Source organism: Pseudovibrio flavus (genome assembly GCF_009711345.1).
GTDB lineage: Bacteria > Pseudomonadota > Alphaproteobacteria > Rhizobiales > Stappiaceae > Pseudovibrio > Pseudovibrio flavus.
This window is the reverse complement of sequence record NZ_SMMA01000046.1, coordinates 22,162-38,630: the sequence shown is the minus strand read 5'-3', so window position 1 is coordinate 38,630 and position 16,469 is coordinate 22,162. Positions and strand designations below refer to the sequence as shown.

Sequence of the window (16,469 nt, the reverse complement as noted above, 5' to 3'; positions counted from 1 at the left end):
ACCACCCAGAAAGATCAATGTAAACGTTCGATTTGTGCGTCGCGACTGACAGCGCCTCTTCTTGCCATGGGAAAGAAGGATGCGCGAGGATGATTGGCATATCAGGGAAATCGACGGCGACATCATCCATATACAATGGGTTGGAGTACTTTAGCCGCATACCGTTGCCGCCACGCATACCGGACCCAACCCCAGTTTGCCCAGTATGGAACAAAGCAGGCTTTCCTGTCTCGGCGATTGCCTCATAAAGGGGATAAGCCAAAAGGGGCGCTGTTGCAAACTGTTTGAGGCTGGACGGCGCCAGTACCGGCGTAATCTGCGCTACATTTCCGGAGCACAGGTCTGAACCCACCTGTAGATCGTGGCGTGATAAACGCGGACAGCGCGCTCAGCCATCATCAGCTCAAGGTCCAGATAGCTGGCATAGCGGCAATTCCAACGGAATTCCCAAAACACGACTTTTCAGCTGAAATGGCGACCTTTGAATGCGTTCATCATGGAGCCAGTCTGCACCGAAAAACCTGATCCTCCCATTCCTTGGCAAAGTTTGCAACAGGTCCAAAGAGAGCCGCTCCCACACGTTCTTTGCCAATTGAATTGACGATCTCTTTGTACCAAAAGAACGCGTGAGAACAGAATGTCGCCTATGACGGGTAATGGGTCCTATTCTGAGCCCCCCAAAAGCTTCATTGCGTTTTCTTTAAGTATCAGCGGACGTACTTCATCCTTAAAGTCCGCCTTTTCAAAAGCACCCAACCACTTTTCAGGTGAGATCATTGGCCAATCTGAGCCGAACAGCATCTTGTGCTTTAGCAGCGTGTTGGCATAACGAACAAGAATTGGCGGGAAGTATTTTGGCGACCACCCAGAAAGATCAATGTAAACGTTCGGTTTGTGCGTAGCCACTGACAGAGCTTCTTCTTGCCAAGGGAAAGAAGGATGCGCAAGGATGATCGGCATATCAGGGAAGTCAACGGCCACATCATCCATATACAACGGGTTGGAGTACTTCAGCCGCATACCGTTGCCGCCACGCATGCCCGATCCAACTCCTGTTTGCCCGGTATGGAATAACGCAGGCTTTCCTGTCTCGGCGATAGCCTCGTAAAGAGGGTAAGCCAAGCGGTCGTTAGGATAGAACCCTTGCATTGTAGGGTGGAATTTGAAGCCCTGCACGCCATAGTTTTCGACGAGATTACGCGCCTCGCGTGCGCCCATTTTCCCTTTGTGAGGGTCGATTGAGGCAAACGGAATGAGAATATCGGAGTGCTCGGCGCACAACTCCGCGACCTCTTCGTTCTTGTAGCGGCGATATCCGGTTTCCCGCTCCGCATCGACCGGAAAGATAACCGCTGCAATATTCTGACTACGGTAATGTGCAGCTGTTTCCGGAATGGTTGGCGGATGCACCCATGGTGCACCAAAGTATTTCGCCATGGTTGTTTGCAGATCATCATAACCATCGTCTGAATGGCAACCACACGGCTCTTCGGCATGTGTATGAAAATCAATTGCGCGCACTTTTGAAAAGTCGACCATAGTCATATCCTCACACCCGGATCAATGCGGGGTCGTTGGTGTCGTATAGGCGTTCGAGAAGGGTTGTTCGGCGCATTATAATTTTGCGTACATTGAGCGAGCCCTTGTCGGTTATCTCGTGATCAGCCAGTGACGGCGGCTCTGCAAGGATCAGAGCGCGAGTAATTCGCGTGGCCGATCCAGTCGCCTCGGCCGCCATCTGCCGCAAGACAACTTCAACCTCGGCTTGCAGGGCCGGATCGGTCACTGCCCCGTCGGAAATATTGGCGCTCTTTACGCTTGCGAGTTTGGGGAAGATGAAGAGGCCAATTGCATCGCGATCATGACCGCAAACCACGACATCCTGAACCAGCCCTTTCATCGCCTCAAGTACTTTAAGGCGCAGCTTGCCAGCATGGACCCATGTCCCAGTCGTTAGTTTGAAATCTTCAGATACCCGGCCATCAAAGGCGAGACCAGCTTCAGGCGTTTCGTTATTGACGAAGCGGACGGCGTCACCGGTAATAAGGAAACCGTCCTCATCAAAGCTCTCTTGAGTCTTGGCCGGGTCATCATAGTAGCCCTGCATCACATTCGGGCCTTTGACCCTAAGCTCGCAACGCAGGTCGTCATCAGGAATGAGTTTGATCTCTGTTCCTGGAAGCGGGACCCCAATGACACCAGAGCGGCCAATAGGTTCATGCAACATCAAAGTCGCAGGCGCGGTCTCAGTCATTCCCCAACTGGAGATCATCAGTGGCAGATGACCGTTTTCCTCGATTGCGTAACGCTCTAACTTCTCCCAAATGTCCTGAGGCAGAGAAGCTCCGGCATAGAAAATAAGATCAAGGTCATTGAAATAGGCCCTACGCAACTCAAGATCGTCTTCCATTGCCTTTACTAGCATTGAAAACCCAACAGGGACATTGAACGCTATATTGCCGCTTTGGCTTCTGTTGTTCTCTATGCTGCTTCCAAAATCCTTTGCGGTAGGCTTGCCCTCATCAATGTAGAGGCTTCCGCCATGGGCCAACATCATGTTGAGATTGTGAGATCCGCCGAACACATGGTTCCATGGAAGCCAATCGACAATCTTCGGAGGGCGCACTTTAAGGAGTGGGAGAATTGATGCCATCTGGGCCTGATTGGCGCACATCATTTTCTGAGTTGTTAGAACTCCCTTGGGATCACCGCTCGAGCCCGAAGTGAAAAAGATCTTTGCTAGCGTGTTTCCCTTGACGGCTTCGTACGCAGCATCCAGTTCAGGTCCCGCTTCAGCTTCAAGTAAACTCTGGAAGCTGGTCACTTCACACGGCGCACAATCTGTCTTGCTGGCGACGATCTCTAGGCCCTCTAGTTCTGGTAATTGGAGAGCGCCGGCATACTGACCTGCATCCTCTACAAACACCAAATGGGGTTTTATCTTATCCAAAACGAAGGCCAAGCGAGCGTGTGCTTGGGGGATCAAAGAATACTGCTCTGCAAGCGGCACTACTGGAACGCCAACATACTGCGCCGCATAAGACAGCAATGCATGATCAACTCCGTTGCCTGACAGTATCGCAACAGGAGTGTCTGGCCCCATGCCGCGGGTAACCAAAGCGGCCCCGATGGATCGCACCTTAGACAGAGCCTGCGCATATGTGATCTCGCGCCAATCTTCGCCGTTTCGTTCCGCAATAAATACGCGGTCCGGCGCGGTTCTTGCCCAATGGTGTAGCCAGACACCGGTTTTTTCCACCACAGGGTCGAGAGGAATGCGGGAGGTCATGCGCATGGTTCCATCGGCCAGACGCTTGATCTCTACGTTATGGGGAATATAGGCGCACCCAGCCGACGGGCGCCCAAGAACTTCGCTCTCAGACATCAAAGTACCTCTTCTCTTGAAATTGGCTTCAGTCAGGGGTTTGTTTGACTGTGGATGCGAGAGAGCAACGAACGTAACAGTATGCGCTCTTCCTCAGAGAGATCGCAAAGCACACGGTCTTCATGCATGTCGACCGCACCCTTTGCTTCCGCCCATTTTTTCTGACCCAGAAGAGTCGTTCTGAGCGCGTATGACCGCCGGTCTCCAAGAACCTTGTTTCGGTTGATCAGGCCGGCGTTTTCCAGCTCATCCACCAAAACAACCACACCGGAGCGCTCGATATTGAGTGCCTGCGCCAGCCTGGACTGGGTGATATCCGGGTTCTCGATGATGACCGCTAAGGCAGAGAAGGAACCGATCCGAAGATCCAGCGCCTTCAGGGTTTCGTTGATGTCTGCTTGGATGCAGAGAAAAGCCCGCTTCATGTTGTAACCAACGTACTGGCGAAGACTATCATCGCTGACCTGCGTGTGGGCCGCTTCTACTACGGGTACGGCAGATTTGTTTACTTTAACCATATGAAGTCCCTCCTCGTTTGGTCAGTTCATCACGACTTGAACCAGCCAGTAGCTCAGCGCAGGGAATGACACTAAAAGCGCGATCCGAATGAACTCAGCGGCGATAAATGGTGTCGTTCCTCGAAAAATCTGACCGGTTGGGATGGTTGGCGCCATGGACCGAATGACAAAAAGGTTCATACCAACCGGCGGGGTTATCATTCCGATCTCGACGACAACCAAGGTGATGATGCCGAACCACATTGCTTGCTGCTCTGGCATCAGTCCGAAATCCAACGCCATCATGGTTGGGAAAAACACCGGAACCGTCAGTAAGATCATGGAAAGGCTATCCATAACGCAGCCCATAAGGAGGTAGAAGAACACCAGACCAAGCAGGATCACCATGGGAGCAATGTCTGCGGCGGCAAAATAGGTGGCTACCTCAGATGGCAATCGGCTCAACGCAAGAGCGACATTGAATACATCAGCCCCAAATACGATAGCGAAAATCATAGCAGTGTTGGCTGCTGTATCGATCAGGCACTCTCTGAGTGTTTTCAGCGTGATACCGCCTTTGATAACCCCGGCGAAAAAGGTGAGAACCACGCCAATGGATGCCCCTTCGGCTGGTGTGAAAAAGCCACCGTAAATGCCGCCAAGCACCACCACAAAGATTGCCACAATATGCAGGATGCCCCGAAGCGAACGAAACCTGTCCTTCAAGCCTACCTTGCTGTGTGTCGGCCCTTCATCAGGCTTTATTCGCACATAGATTGCGATTGCGATTACAAACCCAATGACAGCCAAAGTCCCTGGAATGGTTGCAGCCAGAAACAGTTTGACGATGTTCTGTTCGGTCAGAAGTGCATAGATTATCAATACAACAGAAGGGGGTATCAGGATACCAAGCGTGCCACCTGCTGCCAGTGACCCTGTGCTCAAAGCATTGGAGTAGCCCCGTTTTTTCATTTCGGGCAAGGCAACACCTGCCATGGTCGACGCTGTTGCAAGCGAAGAACCTGAGATGGAACCGAACATTGCACAGCCAGCGACGGCAGCCATAGCAAGGCCACCTCGGAAATGACCGATCCAAGCGTTTGCTGCGGTGAATATGGAGGCCGAAATCCCTGATCGCGTGGCTAGGTGCCCCATCAGGATAAACAGCGGAACGATTGCCAGCTCGTAAGACATAAATTTGTCGACCCAGCTGGTATTGAAGTAGGCAAGCAGCGCATAGGGGCTGGCCAGAATTGAATAGCCAATCGCACCGATTCCCCCCATAGCTAGCGCAATGGGGGCGCGGGCGAAAATGGCCAGCAATAGGGCGGCGATCATCAAGCTTGCAATGGTTACAGGTTCCATTTACGCGCTCCCTGATCGGAACTCTCAAAAAGCAGGGAACTACCCTTAACGAGAGAAATTATGGCTGAAAGGCCCGTCGACAAGACTGCGGGCACGAAAACCCACCAGATTGGCACTGAAAGTAGCATTGTGCGGTCACCGTAGTCGCGCAGTTCATGCAAACCGAGACTTAGACGCCAGCAAAGCACCCCCCATGCAGCGGCAAACGCGATCATCCAAAGCCCGTCAATACGACGGAGCGGGCGTGGTCCCATCCAGCTAGTGAAGATGTCTACCATCACGTGCCCCCGTTTGAGCTGACACAAAGGAAGGAAGAGCGAAGCAGATGCCGCACAAATTAGCTCAACGAGCTCAAAATCCCCTCGAATACCACCGATCCCGCTCGTTCGCATAAGGACCGAAAGGGTTACAACGCAGGAGGCTGCCAAAATCCCTGCGCCGCCAATCCCTGCAAACCCGAGCGAAATCCGGCCGAGTATTGCCAGCAGGGGGGCTTGGTCCCCCTGCCCTACAGGTGTGAATGATGATGTCTTCATTGGTTAGCCCGCAGACGCGTCAAGCAACTCGTTGATGCGACCCAAGATGGCATCCCCGTCATGGCCTTTCGCCTCAAGCTTTTGCTTCCAACCCAGATAGAGGGGCTCAGCTTCACTGCGCCAGCTGTCAATCTCGGACGTAGCTATCTCATTGATGGTGTTGCCTGCTTTTTCAACTACACCGCGGCCAAACGCCTCGAACTTGTCGAAGCTTTCGCCAATGCTGCGGGATAGTTCGATGCCGGAGTTTTCATCGATGACAGAGCGAAGATCATCTGGAAGCCCCTCATAGCTACGCTCATTCATCACCAATGCGAAGGTGTTTCCATAGAGGCCACGCGTACCTGCTGCGGGCTCACTGGTAACATTGGTCAACTCCTGCAATTTAAAGGCAGGGACCACTTCATATGGCAAGCAACAACCGTCAATAACACCATTGGAAAGGCCAACGACCATCTCCGTCACAGGGAAGAAGACCGGCTCCGCACCCAATGCTGCAAGCATTTCGCCGACGTTCTTGTTGGGACTGCGAATGCGTTTTCCTGCAAGATCAGCCTTGGTATCGATTGGCGTATCCCGCATGTGGAACTTTCCGCCATCATGCATATGGAATGCGAGGGGCTTGAGGCCGCGGTATTCTTTGGAACCGAATTCGTCCATGATCTTGTGCATGACCACAGAGCTCTTTTCCGCATTGGTCACGAGAAATGGCAGCGACATGGTCTCTGCAACGGGGAAGCGTTCTGGCGTATAGACCGGTAGCGTCCACGTGATATCTACAATCCCCTGACGTGCCTGATCAGCAAGTTGAGGTGGCTTACCGCCAAGCTGCATACTCGGGAAGATCTGGATGTCGATAGCACCGTTTGATGCCTCGATGATCTTCTTGGCCCAGGGCACAAGGACTACTTTGTGCATTGGGGCGACCGGTGGAAGGAAGTGCTGCAGGCGCAGGGTTACTTCCGCGGCCTTTGCCCGAGTGAGAAATGCAGGTGCTGCTAGCGCCCCTCCGATAGACGCCAACATGGTGCGGCGTGTTAAACTATGCTTTGTCATTGCCCGTCCTCCCGAATGACAAGTTCTTCAAGAAACCTTCCGCTGTCCCCCACAGCGAAAGGGTATTCCTAGCGGAAAACGGGGGTCCTTTTTTCAAGGAATGCCCGCATCCCCTCGTCCGCGTCGCGGCTGGTTTGGGAAACCGCAGCGCAAAGACTTTCGGTAAACAAACCGTCGGCTCGGGACATATCCTCGATCCGCCGGATAGCTTGAATCATCATGAAATTGGAAAGGCTGGCGTTTTCGGCAATTTTTCCAGCAAGCTCGTATGCCAGCGGTAGAGCTTCCCCTTTCCCCACAGAGTAGTGGGTTAGGCCCAACGCTAGCCCCTCCTCGGCATTGTATTTTCGCCCTGTCAGCATCATCTCGCACATTCGGTCTGCGCCAATGATCCGCCCCACCTTCACCGTCGCGCCGCCGCCTACGAATATACCGCGGCGACCTTCCGGTAGCTGAAAGATCGTGGAAGGTTCGGCAATTCGCACATGGGTGGATGAAGCCAGTTCCAAGCCCCCGCCAATCACAGCTCCGTACATAGCGGAAACCACGGGCAGACCCGAAAACTGAACCAAATCAGACACGCGGTGCCAATTCCGCGAATGGCGCATAGTGCCCTCTGCATCACGAGCCACGTGCTCGGATAAGTCTAGCCCAGAGCAAAAGTGTCCGCCGGACCCAGTCAAAACCACAGCCCGTACACCTTCCGGGGGATTTGAAAAGAACCGGTCAATTTCCAAAAGCAATCCATCGCTCATGGCGTTGCGCTTTTGTGGTCGGTTCATGGTTAGTGTGGCGATCGCCCCATCCACTGCAACCTTAAGAATGTCGCTGTGTTCCGAAGTGGTCATTTTGTATTCCGTTCTTATCGCGGTTGGAGGCGTACGGCGCCATCCAAACGAATTGTTGTGCCGTTCAGCATGGTATTGCGAACGATCTGCGCGGCGAGCTCTGCATATTCGCTGGCCTGACCCAAACGGGAGGGAAACGGGATGCTTGCACTGATGGATTGGCGCGCGTCATCAGGCAGGCCTGCTGTCATTGCCGTCTCGAATAAGCCCGGTGCTATCGCCATGACGCGGATTCCAAAACGTGCAAGCTCCCTTGCGGCTGGCAGGGTCATTGATGCAATGCCGCCCTTTGAAGCCGCGTAGGCTGCCTGCCCGATCTGACCGTCCTGATAAGCCAAAGAGGATGTGTTGATGATCACTCCGCGGGAGCCGTCTTCATCAGTAGGCTCTAGCGCCGTCATACGCTGCGCTGCGATGCTCAAGGTAATGTAAGAACCGATCAGATTGACTTGAAGCGTCTTCTCAAAAGCTTCGAAAGGAAGAACGCCATCTCGCGGCAATATCCGCGAAGCCGTCCCAATGCCGGCGCAGTTCACTAGAATACGTGGCGGTGAACCATAGGTTTCCTCAACCTGATCAAATGCTGAAGCAACTGCACCTCGGTCAGACACATCGGCCGTCAGGGCCAAGCCAATGCCATCTGCATTTAAGCTCTCAATATTATTGATGGTGCGGTCTAAAACAGCAACCTTACATCCTTGCGATGCAAAGTGTTTCGCTGTTGCTCTTCCCAAGCCGCTTGCGCCGCCTGTTACTAGAGCAATATTGCCCTTTAAGTGCACGCGCCCCTCCCCTAACGTTCACCTGATTAATTGTTACGTAACATAACAATTAGGTAATTGTCCATATTTAAAATACCAGAGGGGTCGACGGGTAGGGTAAGCATATCCTTCTCGCCAAAAGCGGTAATGTCAGGTTACAGTTCTTATATTTGTACAATCACAGGTATGGGTTGGTGGTGTCGAAGCTCTCTAAGAAGGGGTGGGTCTAGTTATGATGATTTTCGCTCATTCGGTCGAAGGGGCACCGGAAGAGGACTGGGAACCCTTATCTATCCATCTTCAAAATGTGGTGGACGCAGCATCCCGAAATGCGACGGTGTTCGGGGCCGGTAATCTAGGTGCAATCGCTGGCTATCTTCACGACCTTGGCAAACTGAAGCCCGCTTTTCAGGCAAAGCTCAGGGGCGCGAAGAATGACGAAGGGCATAGTGGCGAAGGTGCACGTTTTGCAGTTGAGCATCTGCCTCCAATCGCCAAGCTGCTTGCCTACGGCATTGCAGGCCATCATGCAGGTTTGGCAAATGGTTTGGAGCCATCTGAGTTCAAACCGCACACGCCGTTGACGGAGCGCATCAAGGCCGCGGAGAAGCTAGAGCTGCCAGTGTGGTTGTCTTTACCGAATGTGGAGCTGCCGCCGTGCTTCACGAATTTGGAGGCTGAGCAGTTTCCATTTGCAGCGCAGTTCTTTACTCGCATGCTGTTCAGTGCTTTGGTTGATGCGGACTTTATTGAAACGGAACGTTTCTACTCCCCACAGATAGAACGTCAGTGGACGGGAAAATTGGCTGATCTTCGTGTTACCTTAGACCAGCGTTTGGCAGACTTTGAACCTCCAGCGGCTGACGATACCGTCAACCAAGCCAGAGCAAAGGTCCTTCAAAGCGCCAAGGAAAAAGCCAAGGAGTGTCCGGGCTTTTTCTCCCTCACGGTTCCGACGGGCGGCGGCAAGACGCTATCCTCCCTGAAATTCGCCATGGACCACGCTGTTCAGCACAAACTCAGGCGTGTCATTTATGTGGCCCCCTTCACATCCATCATCGAGCAAACAGCGGATGTGTTCCGTGAAGCTCTGGGGGATGAGGACGCTATCCTTGAGCACCATTCGTCTTTTGAGTTCGATGAGATTGCCGACGAAAACAAAGCGGAAAAGTTGAAGCTGGCAGCGCAGAATTGGGATCGTCCTGTGGTTGTGACAACGGCTGTGCAGCTGTTTGAGAGCCTTTACGCGAACCGTCCAGCCAAGTGCCGCAAGCTGCATAATCTGGCCGGATCGGTCATCGTTCTCGATGAAGCGCAAAGTTTACCCATACATCTGTTGCGGCCCTGCCTTGCCGCGCTGAAGGAGCTTGTGCGTGGCTACGGATGTTCCGTCGTGCTTTGTACTGCAACGCAGCCGGCGCTTTACAGTGAGCAAGGTTTTTTGGCGCCCGAAGCACTGAGCATTGCCAGCACCCGCGAGATTGCTCCAAACCCGGCGCAACTCTTCACCCAGTTAAAGCGCGTTGAAGTCCGCAACATCGGCGCCATGACTAATGAACAATTAGTGGATGCCTTACGGGGGCGGTGTGCACTGGTCATCGTGAATAGCAAGAAGCAGGCACGTGCGCTTTTTGACCATCTTAAGGGTGAGGGTGTTTTCCATCTCTCTACAAACATGACAGCGCGTCATAGACGGGCAGTACTGGAGGAGATCCGGTTACGCTTGAAAGGTGGCAAGCGAACACTGGTGATTTCCACCGCCTTGGTTGAGGCGGGCGTGGACTTGGATTTTCCTGAGGTTTGGCGCGCTCTGGCAGGTGTGGACTCAATTGCGCAAGCTGCAGGTAGGTGCAATCGGGAAGGCAAACTTGAGCGCGGTATCTTACACGTGTTCGAACCGGAGGATACATTCACCCCTCCTCCCGAAATCGCGTTAAATGCTCAAAAGGCTCAGGACGTTCTGAAAAATTACAGCGATCCTCTGACGCCAGAGGCCATTGAAGCGTATTTTCGGGAACTCTATTGGAGCAGAAACCAGGATATGGATTCCCATCATATTCTGGACAAAATTTCTCGGTGCGGCTCTGAACTCAACTTCAATTTCGCAGACATGGCGGCGCACATGCGGCTCATCCAAGATTATACCGTGCCGCTGATCATCGGCGGAGGTCCCTATGGCTTGGGCGAGGATGCACGGTCCCAATTGTTCCATAGTCCCCACGCGGGAAGTATTGCCCGCTTGATGCAGCGATATAGCGTTCAGGTTTCACCGCGCGTGCGCAGCAAGCTGATAGCGAGCGGCGATGCGATTGTCGCTCGCACCCAAGACTTCGGCGACCAGTTTGTCGTGTTGGAGAACGTATACCTTTACGATGAGGAAGCAGGGTTCTGTGATGCTGAAAGCGGAGATGTAGGGTCACTGTTTTTTGAACTGTGAAGTAAATTGCTTTTTACTTATGTATAAATCTATGGTTGTATTTCCGGATTCAATAACTTCCTAGCCAATCGCTTTAGAAGCTCGAAAAGTGCAGAAAAAAGCGGAAGGGCGGGACCTGCACAAACCACCTTTCGTAAAGTTGGGGGCACTGGATTGGCAAGGAGAGTGCTTTGAGTTTTGGGGTCAAGCTTAAGGTCTGGGGTGATTATGCCTGTTTCACCAGACCAGAGATGAAAGTGGAGCGGGTCTCCTACGACGTGATCACTCCCTCTGCGGCGCGTGGAATTTTGGAAGCGATCCATTGGAAACCGGCTATTCGCTGGGTGATCGACAAAATCCATGTTCTTGAGCCGGTGCGTTTCGAGAACATTCGCAAAAACGAGGTCGGGTCGAAAATTCCGGCTACGAAAGCCAAATCAGCCATGAAATCGGGTCAGTTGGATGGGCTGCATATGTGCGTTGATGAAAATCGTCAGCAGCGCGCAACTCTGGCGCTGAAGAAGGTCGCTTATGTAATCGAGGCCCACTTCGAGATGACCGGCAAGGCCGGTCCGGACGACAATCCCGCCAAGCATCTGGACACGTTTCGCCGGCGTGCGGAAAAGGGCCAATGCTTCCATCGTCCGTGTCTTGGCCTTCGTGAGTTTGTCGCTGACTTTGAGCTACTCGAAGAGCTCCCCCAGTTAGAGAACCCCCAAACCAATGATCTGGGCTGGATGCTCTACGACATTGATTTCGCTCGCGATCGCACGCCACTGTTCTTCAGGGCTCAGATGACCGACGGGGTTATCGATGTGGCGGCCGCCAGAGATCAGGGGATGGTGCGATGACGATCCTGACCCATCTTACCGATCTTTATGAGCGTATGCAGCAAACCGGAGAGGCGCCAAAGCGGGGTTTCTCTTCGGAGAAGATCAGCTACGAGTTGGTGATAGACAAAGACGGTACGCCCCTTCGCCTTTCCAGCATTCAGCAGCTTTCCGGCAAAAAACCAGCACCGCGGGTGATGTCGGTGCCTATGGCGGTCAAGCGCTCGTCTGGTATCAAGCCAAACCTCTTCTGGGATAAGTCAGCCTATGTTCTGGGTGTGACGGCTCTTGAAAACGAAGAAGGGGAGGTTGTTGCCAGCCAAGGCAAACGCACCGCGCAGGAACACCAAGCGTTCGTTGATGCGCATTTGGAGTTGCTGGAGGGTGCCAAAGACGAGGGACTAACTGCACTGGTTAAGTTCCTGCAGGGCTGGCACGCTGATCGTTTCACGGAGCTGGTATTTCCGCCAGAGGCGTTGGATGAAAACATCGTTTTCCGGCTTGAAGGGGATGTGGGCGCTGATGGTGCACCCCGCTTTCTCCATGACCGTCCCGCAGTCCTGCCCTATTTGAGCAGTGACAACGACGCTGACGCAGCCCTTTGCCTTGTTACGGGTGAGCAAGCACCAATCGCTCGCCTGCACCCGTCCATCAAAGGTGTAATGGGCGCGCAAAGTTCCGGTGCTGCGCTTGTATCGTTCAACGGCGAACCCTATGAGTCCTTCGGCAAGGAACAGGGCAGTAACGCTCCGGTTTCTGAATATGCCGCTTTTGCCTATGGCGCCGCTCTGAATGCTCTGCTAGCCAAAGGTTCCCACCGATCCTTACGCATTGGCGATGCCACGGTTGTGTTTTGGGCGAAAGCTGCCACCCATCAGGCCAGCAGCTTTGCCGAAATGCTATTAGGGCAGGCCCTCTCTCCGCCTACCGAGCAGGATGAGACAAACAAACTGCGCGCTAGTTTGATGAATATTGCGTTAGGCCGCGATGTGGAAGCGCGGGAGTTTGACCCCTCGACAAAGGTTTTCGTTCTTGGGCTGGCGCCAAACGCTGCCCGTGTGTCAGTGCGTTTTTGGTATATGAGCGGGCTTCAAGAGTTCGCGGCAAATATCGCTCGCTTCTGGGGCGACTTGGCGCTTGAGCCGAGTGGGTTCAAAGGTCCGCCTGCAGCGTGGGCGCTTCTCTATGAAACGGCCTTGCAAAGAAAAGCGGAAAACATCCCTCCCCTACTGGGCGGAGCGCTTATGCAGGCCGTGCTCCACGGTAAGCCCCTCCCCCGCACCATGCTCAGCGCCATCATGGGCCGCATACGGGCGGAAGGGGACATAAATGGCCGGCGCGTCGCTATCATGAAAGCAGTTATAAATCGCAGAACTCGGGAGGAGATACCGGTGAGTCTGGACAGAGAATCAAGCAACTCGGCCTATAGGCTCGGGCGGTTGTTTGCCTTACTTGAGCGCGCCCAGTCTGCTGCGCTACCGGGCCTGAATGCAACGATTAAAGACCGCTATTTTGGCGCTGCATCTGCAACGCCGGCGCGTGTGTTCCCGCTTCTTATGCGTACGGCCAATCATCATCTGTCGGGGCTGAAGAAGGGCGAAGGTTCTGGCCTTGGCTATTGGCTGGAGCGAGAGATAGGCGAAGTCTGGCTTGGGCTGAGTGCAGATCTACCGCGCACACTGACTCTGGAAGATCAAGGACGGTTTTGTGCCGGCTATTACCACCAGCGCTGGTCTAAAAATGACAAGGTAGAACAGCTTGAAGAGAATGAGGTCGTCCATGCCTAGCTTGCAAAACCGTTACGATTTTGTCTTGTTTTTCGACGTTTCCAACGGCAATCCCAACGGAGATCCTGATGCTGGCAACTTGCCGCGAATGGACCCCGAGACCAATCAGGGCCTCACCTCCGATGTGTCCTTGAAGCGTAAAATCCGCAACTATGTGGCCATGGCGCACGAGGGCGAGCAAGGCCACGAAATCTACATGACCGAGCGCGCCGTTCTTAATGAGCAACATGCACGGGCTTACGAAGCCGCTAATTTGAAGTCTGAATCCAAGAAGCTTCCGAAAAAGGAAGCGGAAGCCAGAGCCCTTACCAGGTGGATGTGCGATAACTTCTTCGATATCCGCACCTTTGGCGCTGTGATGACAACGGAGGTGAACTGCGGTCAGGTCCGTGGCCCTGTGCAGATCTCCTTCGGGCGCTCTGAAGAAGCCGTGCTGCCGCTGGAAATTTCCATCACCCGCTCCTCCGTCACCAACGAGAAGGACCGCGACAAAGAACGCACCATGGGCCGTAAGCATATTCTGCCCTACGGTCTTTACCGTGTGCACGGGTTCATCAACCCGAAGCTGGCCGAGAAAACGGGCTTTAGTGAAGCGGATTTGGAAACGCTCTGGACAGCCCTGCGTGATATGTTCGACTTTGACCGCTCCGCCGCACGCGGCGAGATGGCTTCGCGCCGGTTGATCGCCTTCAAGCATGATAGCGCGCTCGGCAATGCACAGGCCCATAAGCTGTTTGAGCGTGTCACTGTCTCGCGCGTTGATGGAGATGAGCTGCGTCCTGTCGGTGATCCGCGCACTCATAATCTGCCACCGGCCCGCAGCTTCGCAGACTATCATATCAACTTGGATGACTTGGGCTTGCCCGATGGCATCAGCATTGTTGAGCCTTTCTGATAGCGTTCCTTTATCGGCATTGCAGCATTGGCTGTTCTGTCCTCGGCAATACGGGCTTATCCATCTGGATCGAATCTGGGAGGAAAACCAGTTCACCGCCGAGGGCAGGCTGCTTCATGAGAAGGCCGATACAAAGGGGAAGGAAACAAGACCCGGTATCAAGACACTTCGCGCTGTGGAGCTCAGTTGCCATGTGCTCGGGGTGCACGGTGTTGCAGATGTTGTAGAACTGCACGGCGGCGTTCCATATCCGGTTGAGTACAAAAGGGGTGCCCCAAAATCGCATCGGGCTGATGAAGTGCAGTTATGCGCCCAAGCCCTGTGCCTGGAAGAGATGTTCAGCTGCCAGATACCGGAGGGAGCGCTGTTTTACGGCAAAACCCGCCGCCGTCTTCTGGTGCCCTTGGGCGCAGACCTGCGCGAACTTACCAAACAAGCACTGGGCGAAATTCGCTTATGCCGTTCTAGCGGCGTTGTGCCTGTACCGCACTACGATAAAGCGCGGTGCGAAACGTGCTCCTTAAAGGCACGCTGCCACCCGAAGGCGCTGGAGAAAAAGCGGCGTGTTTCTAATTGGGTGCAAGCTCAGCTAAAGCGCGCTGGAGTTCCTGAATGAAGAAGTTTCTCAATACGCTTTACATCACCAGTGAAGGTGCATGGGCGCGAAAGGACGGCGCCAATATCGTCGTGCAGGTGGATGGGCACACAAAGGGCCGTGTCCCCCTTCATCTCCTCAGTGCTGTAGTATGCTTTGGTAATGTTGGCCTGTCTCCCCAACTCATGCATGCCTGTTCCGAGGCCGGTATCTCCATTACTTTTCTTAGTCTTTACGGCAAATTTCTTGCCCGTGTAGAGGGGCCAGTTAGCGGCAATGTCCTCCTTCGCCGCGCACAACATAAGCAAAGTCTGGAGGCCCCAATCACGGTGGCCCGCAATATCGTAGTGGCCAAGATAGCAAACCAGCGCAGCGTGTTGCGCCGAGCCATTAGAGACTATAGCGATGAAAGCGGCCAGCTTGCGGCTGCCGAGGCGCGGCTCACCCGCGCAGCTCGTGAAGCTGATAACATTGAAGACCTTGAGCAGCTCAGGGGGCTGGAGGGCGAGGCTGCGAACGCCTATTTTTCCGTCTTCAAAAGCCTGATCCGCGCACCGGATATAGCCTTCAACGGGCGCTCTCGTAGACCCCCTCTTGATGAGGCAAATGCTTTGCTGTCCTTTCTTTACGTGTTGCTGGCAGCGGATTGTCGGACAGCGCTTGAAAGCGTTGGTCTGGACCCGCAAATGGGGTTCCTCCATGCTGACAGGCCCGGGCGGGCCTCTCTCGCGCTGGATCTGATGGAAGAGTTTCGCGCGCCATTGGCGGATAGGGTTTGCTTGTCATTAATCAACCGCAGGCAAATTTCATCCAAAGACTTTCAAAGGGAAGAGACAGGCGCTGTTCTGCTTAAAGAAGATAGCCGCAAGGTCGTGCTGGAGGCTTGGCAGGAGCGCAAGCGCACAGCGCTGATCCATCCGTTTCTTGAGGAGCAAATGGCGTTGGGCCTGTTCCCGTTTATGCAAGCACAGCTGTTGGCCCGCCATCTGCGCGGTGACTTGGACGGCTATCCCTCGTTCATATGGAGGTAGCATGCTGGTTTTGGTGACATACGATGTGAAAACAGATAGCGCAGGTGGCGCGCGCCGCCTGCGCCGCTTGGCCAAAGCCTGTTTGGACTACGGCCAGCGGGTGCAATATTCGGTGTTCGAATGTGTTGTAACGCCAGCCCAGTGGACCGAGCTGAAAAGTCGCTTGCTTTCTATCTACAACGAAGACGAGGATAGTTTACGGTTCTACCATCTGGGCGCCAATTGGAAGCGTCGCGTAGAACACTGCGGTGCTAAACTCCCTCTCGATCTGGATGGCACCTTGTATTTGTAGCGCGAACCCATAGTTCCCATGATTTTACTGGTAGGTTCGCGCAGGCTCATTCTCATTGTAAAGATTGCACATTATCCCGTAGCTTGAACTGACGGCGCGGGTTCTACCTGTTGTTTTTCATAGGTTCGCGTTAGACAGCGTATTTTAATATTGGAAACAAGCTATTAGAAATAGA

The 16,469-nt window shown here is 53.8% G+C and carries 15 protein-coding genes and 2 pseudogenes; 7 read left to right on the top strand and 10 right to left on the bottom strand.

Going from position 1 to position 16,469, the window contains the following annotated elements:
* The 10 genes and pseudogenes from E1162_RS19395 to E1162_RS01560 all read right to left on the bottom strand — a co-directional run.
* Positions 1 to 265: pseudogene (locus E1162_RS19395) on the bottom strand (amidohydrolase family protein); the annotation flags it as partial.
* A 59-nt stretch (positions 266 to 324) separates the two neighbouring features.
* A pseudogene (locus E1162_RS01600) lies at positions 325 to 456 on the bottom strand (IS6 family transposase); the annotation flags it as partial.
* 207 nt (positions 457 to 663) lie between these two features.
* Positions 664 to 1,539 (bottom strand): amidohydrolase family protein, encoded by an 876-nt coding sequence (locus E1162_RS01595; RefSeq protein WP_155125936.1) that lies wholly within the window; start codon positions 1,537 to 1,539, stop codon positions 664 to 666.
* A 10-nt stretch (positions 1,540 to 1,549) separates the two neighbouring features.
* Positions 1,550 to 3,385 carry a feruloyl-CoA synthase gene (locus E1162_RS01590; RefSeq protein ID WP_155125934.1) on the bottom strand — a complete coding sequence of 612 codons (1,836 nt, stop codon included), beginning with the start codon at positions 3,383 to 3,385 and terminating at the stop codon, positions 1,550 to 1,552.
* Between the two features lie 32 nt (positions 3,386 to 3,417).
* Complete coding sequence (locus E1162_RS01585; RefSeq protein ID WP_155125932.1) at positions 3,418 to 3,903, bottom strand: MarR family winged helix-turn-helix transcriptional regulator; 486 nt, start codon at positions 3,901 to 3,903, stop codon at positions 3,418 to 3,420.
* A gap of 21 nt (positions 3,904 to 3,924) precedes the next feature.
* The gene (locus tag E1162_RS01580; protein WP_155125930.1) at positions 3,925 to 5,247 is read right to left on the bottom strand and encodes a TRAP transporter large permease; all 1,323 of its coding nucleotides are present in this window, start codon (positions 5,245 to 5,247) and stop codon (positions 3,925 to 3,927) included.
* Entirely contained in the window at positions 5,235 to 5,783 is a 549-nt protein-coding gene (locus E1162_RS01575; protein ID WP_155125928.1) for a TRAP transporter small permease, read from the bottom strand. The genes E1162_RS01580 and E1162_RS01575 overlap by 13 nt, the downstream gene beginning before the upstream one ends.
* A 3-nt stretch (positions 5,784 to 5,786) precedes the next feature.
* Positions 5,787 to 6,839 carry a TRAP transporter substrate-binding protein gene (locus E1162_RS01570; RefSeq protein ID WP_155125927.1) on the bottom strand — a complete coding sequence of 351 codons (1,053 nt, stop codon included), beginning with the start codon at positions 6,837 to 6,839 and terminating at the stop codon, positions 5,787 to 5,789.
* A gap of 68 nt (positions 6,840 to 6,907) precedes the next feature.
* Positions 6,908 to 7,687, bottom strand: a complete 780-nt coding sequence (locus E1162_RS01565) for a crotonase/enoyl-CoA hydratase family protein (RefSeq protein WP_155125926.1) — start codon at positions 7,685 to 7,687, stop codon at positions 6,908 to 6,910.
* Between the two features lie 14 nt (positions 7,688 to 7,701).
* Positions 7,702 to 8,469: an SDR family NAD(P)-dependent oxidoreductase gene (locus E1162_RS01560; RefSeq protein WP_371311759.1), complete on the bottom strand. Its 768-nt coding sequence runs from the start codon at positions 8,467 to 8,469 to the stop codon at positions 7,702 to 7,704.
* A gap of 211 nt (positions 8,470 to 8,680) precedes the next feature.
* On the opposite strand from E1162_RS01560, the gene cas3 reads away from it, so the two are divergent.
* From cas3 to cas2, 7 genes are all read left to right on the top strand, one after another.
* Positions 8,681 to 10,885 carry a CRISPR-associated helicase Cas3' gene (gene cas3 / locus E1162_RS01555; RefSeq protein ID WP_155125925.1) on the top strand — a complete coding sequence of 735 codons (2,205 nt, stop codon included), beginning with the start codon at positions 8,681 to 8,683 and terminating at the stop codon, positions 10,883 to 10,885.
* A gap of 170 nt (positions 10,886 to 11,055) precedes the next feature.
* Positions 11,056 to 11,715, top strand: coding sequence for a type I-C CRISPR-associated protein Cas5c (cas5c, locus tag E1162_RS01550; RefSeq protein ID WP_155125924.1), 660 nt, complete (start codon positions 11,056 to 11,058; stop codon positions 11,713 to 11,715).
* Positions 11,712 to 13,481 carry a type I-C CRISPR-associated protein Cas8c/Csd1 gene (gene cas8c, locus E1162_RS01545; RefSeq protein ID WP_155125922.1) on the top strand — a complete coding sequence of 590 codons (1,770 nt, stop codon included), beginning with the start codon at positions 11,712 to 11,714 and terminating at the stop codon, positions 13,479 to 13,481. The genes cas5c and cas8c overlap by 4 nt, the downstream gene beginning before the upstream one ends.
* Positions 13,474 to 14,376: a type I-C CRISPR-associated protein Cas7/Csd2 gene (gene cas7c, locus E1162_RS01540; RefSeq protein WP_155125920.1), complete on the top strand. Its 903-nt coding sequence runs from the start codon at positions 13,474 to 13,476 to the stop codon at positions 14,374 to 14,376. Before cas8c ends, cas7c begins: the two co-directional genes overlap by 8 nt.
* Positions 14,348 to 14,992, top strand: coding sequence for a CRISPR-associated protein Cas4 (cas4, locus tag E1162_RS01535; protein ID WP_155125918.1), 645 nt, complete (start codon positions 14,348 to 14,350; stop codon positions 14,990 to 14,992). Before cas7c ends, cas4 begins: the two co-directional genes overlap by 29 nt.
* Positions 14,989 to 16,002: a type I-C CRISPR-associated endonuclease Cas1c gene (gene cas1c, locus E1162_RS01530; protein WP_155125916.1), complete on the top strand. Its 1,014-nt coding sequence runs from the start codon at positions 14,989 to 14,991 to the stop codon at positions 16,000 to 16,002. Before cas4 ends, cas1c begins: the two co-directional genes overlap by 4 nt.
* Position 16,003: 1 nt before the next feature.
* A complete protein-coding gene (gene cas2, locus E1162_RS01525; RefSeq protein ID WP_155125914.1) occupies positions 16,004 to 16,294 on the top strand; it encodes a CRISPR-associated endonuclease Cas2 in 291 nt (96 codons plus the stop codon).
* Positions 16,295 to 16,469 lie beyond the last annotated feature (175 nt).